Consider the following 4,039-nt stretch of genomic DNA (forward strand, 5'->3'; position numbering starts at 1 on the left):
GTTGCGACGCCGGACCCAGCCCTCCAACTCGGCGCGTTCATCCTCGGTCAACACGATCTGCGCGGCATGCGGTGACGGCATCACCCATTCTAACAAGAACCCATGAATTAATGACTCAGGACACTAGCTGGCAAGCGTGTACCTGGAACCTGCGGCGGCGCTAAGGGTTGCCCGATCCGGTAGATCAGCACCGGCATGGATGACAGTGAGCGCCGACGATGCAGTCGCCGCCTCGAGCGCGGACGTCAACGTGTGCAGCCCGATCCGCTGCAGGTCAGCTCGCTGGGTGGCGCCCATCAAGCCCAGCTCCCATAGCCTGTCGAGCAGGCCGAGCATGAACGCGTCGCCGGCGCCGACGGTATCCACCACCCGAGCCGGCCTTGCGGCCACCGTGCCTCGCCGGCCGCGCAGAACGCACCGCGCCCCGATCGCCCCTGATCAGCGCCACGATCGCGGGTCCGGGCGCCAACCAGGTGCGTGCGGTGTGCTCCGGGCTGTGGTTGGGATTGATCCAGCGCAGGTCCTCTTCGCTAGCCTTGACGAGGTCGCTGCGTTCGACGAGGTTCTCGATGCGTTCGCGGGCCAGATCTCGGTCGACGATCAGCGAGGGGCGCACATTGGGGTCGAACGTGACTGTGGCCGACACTCGATAGGTGTCGAGCAGAGCTGCGACGGCCAAGCATCCCGGTTCACGTACGGCGGCGATGGATCCGGTGTGCACGAAAAGCGGTGGCGGAACGGGCGGTATCCCGGAGAGCTGCCAGTCCAGGTCGAACTCATAGCTGGCCGACCCGTCTTCGGCAATCGTCGCCACTGCGGTGGGCGTGCGGGCGGCCGCGTTGCCTTCCGGAACAAGCTGTGCCCCAGAGGCTTTGACGTAGTCGCCGATGCGTTGGCCGTGCATGTCGTCACCGATGTGGGTCAGGAAATCGACGTCGCGGCCCAGCCTGGCCAGCCCGACGGCGACATTCAACGGGCTGCCGCCGACCTCCTTGACTAGCCCAGACCCGCGATCGCGGGCTCGGCCACCTGGAATTCCTGCAAGCACTGTGTGAGGACGACCTTACTCGCCGCGCTGACACGAAGATTGCGCCGCTCCAAGTTCGAAGCCCAAGCCACCATCGAAGACTTCGACTTCACGGCCAACCCAAGCTGCCTGGTGCGATGCTGCGTGATCTAGCCGCGCTGCGCTGGCTGGGCGCCGGCGAATCAGTCATCCTCTACGGCCCCGTCGGCGTCGGGAAAGCCTATGTGGGTCAAGCATTTAGCCACGCCGTAGCCCGCCGCGTCGGCGACGTGCGCTTCGCCAAAACCTTCCGCGGTGCCGACAACTTTGCCGAAGCCTGCCGACTCACCCGCCTTCAGCAACAACTGCGGGATCGACCTCCTCACAGACCGCCAAATCAGCAGGCCACACGCGTGCTAATCAAGAACTCAGGAGCCCTGTCTGTCACGGGCAAGTGCCGCGGTGTCCGTTGATCCGCACCAGCTGCAGCGGCGCCCGACCGATCTGTGGCAATGATTGTTATTCATCACCGCCGGCCCCACCCTGGCCGCTGGTTCCACCGGCACCGCCGTTCTGACCGGTGGGGTTGCCGCCGGGACCACCTGCTTCGCCGACGGAGCCGCTCCCTACGTCGTTGGAACCTCCGTTGCCGCCGTTTCCGCCGTTTCCGCCTTTGCCGCCGGTTGCGCCGTCACCGCCTCCACCACCGACTCCACCGTTACCACCGTCCCCGCCGAGGAAGGTGCCGTTCCCGCCGATTCCGCCGTTCCCGCCGATTCCGCCGATCCCACCAAGGAAGGTGCCGTTCCCGCCGATTCCGCCGTTCCCGCCGTTCCCGCCGGCCCCGCCGACCCCGTTGCTATATCCGGCGGCGCCGCCGGCGCCGCCATTTCCTCCGGAGCCACCGTGTGCAGCAGTCCCGCCGGCACCGGCAACACCGCCCGAGCCGCCGGCCCCGCCAACGGGCAGCCCGTACCCGCCGACACCACCGCTTCCGCCGTCACCGCCGCTACCGCCCGTCGCGTCGACACCACCTTGCCCACCGTCGCCACCAGCGCCGCCGGCACCACCGTCAGCACCAGCGCCCGACATGCCAACGCCGCCCTTCCCGCCGGCACCACCAGCGCCTCCGTTGCCCCCGTTGGCGAGGGCCTCCGTGGTGCTACCGCCCGCGCCACCGTTTCCCCCGGCGCCCCCTTGATAAGGCGTGTTACCCCCCAAACCAGTCTCCCCCGGGGTGGACCCGGTACCGCCAGATCCGCCGAAGCCGCTGGCACCAGCATCACCGCCGTTACCACCACTGCCGCCATCACCGGGAACTGCAAACGACCCGCCGGGCGCGCCGTGGCCACCGTTACCGGGGGCCCCGCCGATACCACCATTGCCACCGTTGCCGCCTGCACCGGCAGCAGCGATTATGCCGGTAGACAGCGCCGTGCCACCGGCACCGCCGTTACCGCCTTGGCCGCCGGTCCAACCGGCGCCGCCGTTCCCCCCGGCCTGGCCGTTATCGCCAGGGTCGACGCCGTCGGCACCGGTGGCGCCGTTTCCGCCGTTTCCGCCGGTCCCACCGGTCCCGCCGGCTCCACCTTTTCCACCCACACCAGCCAGGACTCCGCCGTTGCCGCCGGCGCCACCGTTGCCGCCGCTACCACCAAGACTGCCGTCATCACCGGTGCCGCCGGGGCTGGAGGCGTCTTGACCGTCTGCTCCGGCCGCTCCCGCTCCCCCAGGTCCGCCGACACCACCATTACCAACCAACCCACCGTTACCACCAGCCCCGCCGGTGCCCCCGGCCTGTCCCGGGGCAGTGCCTGCGGCTCCGGTCCCGCCGACGCCGCCGTTGCCGCCGCTGGTCGGAGTCAACCCAGACAGGCCGTCGGGCCCTTGGGTGGAACCGGCCCCGCCGGTACCACCAACCCCACCGGTACCCGGGTCGCCACCATCACCGCCGCGTCCACCCACACCATCATTGGCGCTCCAGTCACCCGCGGCACCCGCGCCACCATTACCGCCCTGGCCGCCATTGCCGCCATTCCCGCCAGCCCCGCCTGCACCTTGGGCACCGGTGGTCACGGTGCCGGTACCGCCGGCACCGCCGACCCCACCAGCACCGCCGGCGCCGCCCTTGCCTCCACTGAGCCCATTAGCGCCAGGCGTACCAGGTGCCACCCCGTCAGCACCATTGAGCCCGGCATCAGCGTCCCCACCCGCACCTCCGGCTCCACCCGCACCACCCGCAGCGCCGTGGACACCGCTACCACCGATGCCGCCGTTGCCGCCTGCCCCGCCGGTGCCGCCGTCGGCGCCTGTCGCGCCATTACCCCCATCGCCGCCGTTACCGCCGGCGTATGTGATATCGCCCGCCAGACCTGCGGCACCCGTCACAGAGCCGCTACCGCCGCTGCCGCCGGCCCCGCTTGCCCCGGCATCGCCGCCGGCCCCGCCAGCGCCACCGTTGGCGCCGGTACCCATCACCGCGGCGGTGCCGTTGCCGCCATCGCCGGGGGCGCCGCCCGAACCGCCGTTACCGCCCGTGCCGCCGACCCCGGCGGTCGCGGCGTGGCCGGTGTGGTCGGTGCCGCCGGAACCTCCCTTTCCTCCGTTTCCGCCGGTGCCACCGGCACCGCCATCACCACCGGCCTGGCCGTTATCGCCAGGGTTGCCGCCGTCGGCGCCGGTGACGCCATTTCCGCCGTTTCCGCCGTTTCCGCCGGTCCCGCCGGTACCACCGGTGCCCTCGCCACCTGCCTGGCCGCCGGCGGTGAACAACTGTCCGGCGCCCCCGGCGCCGCCGTGGCCGGCGGCCCCCCCGGTGCCGCCGGTCCCGCCGATGCCCGGAGTCGCTCCGTCGCCGCCGTTTCCGCCGAGGCCGCCGGCACCACCGACCCCGCCCAGGCCACCAGCCCCACCGCGGCCGGAAAGCAGCGGCGCTTGCCCCCCCGCGCCGCCTACGCCGCCGGCACCGCCGGTGCCGCCGATTCCGCCTTGCTGGTTGGCCAGGCCGTTCACGCCGACCCCGCCTTGTCCGCC

The 4,039-nt window shown here is 71.2% G+C and carries 1 protein-coding gene and 2 pseudogenes; 1 reads left to right on the forward strand and 2 read right to left on the reverse strand.

All coding sequences use genetic code 11. The annotated features are described in order from the left end of the window. Positions 1-123: 123 nt before the first annotated feature. Positions 124-1,048, reverse strand: a pseudogene (locus MSIMFI_RS26855) (carbohydrate kinase family protein). Between MSIMFI_RS26855 and MSIMFI_RS29915 the strand changes: the two are divergent. Continuing rightward, positions 1,048-1,479, forward strand: a complete 432-nt coding sequence (locus MSIMFI_RS29915; RefSeq protein ID WP_396820596.1) for an ATP-binding protein — start codon at positions 1,048-1,050, stop codon at positions 1,477-1,479. The pseudogene MSIMFI_RS26855 and the gene MSIMFI_RS29915 overlap by 1 nt on opposite strands. 46 nt (positions 1,480-1,525) lie before the next feature. On the opposite strand, the pseudogene MSIMFI_RS26865 reads toward MSIMFI_RS29915, so the two are convergent. Beyond that, positions 1,526-4,039: pseudogene (locus MSIMFI_RS26865) on the reverse strand (PE family protein); the annotation flags it as partial.

Source organism: Mycobacterium simulans (genome assembly GCF_900232995.1).
Classification (GTDB): Bacteria; Actinomycetota; Actinomycetes; order Mycobacteriales; family Mycobacteriaceae; genus Mycobacterium; species Mycobacterium simulans.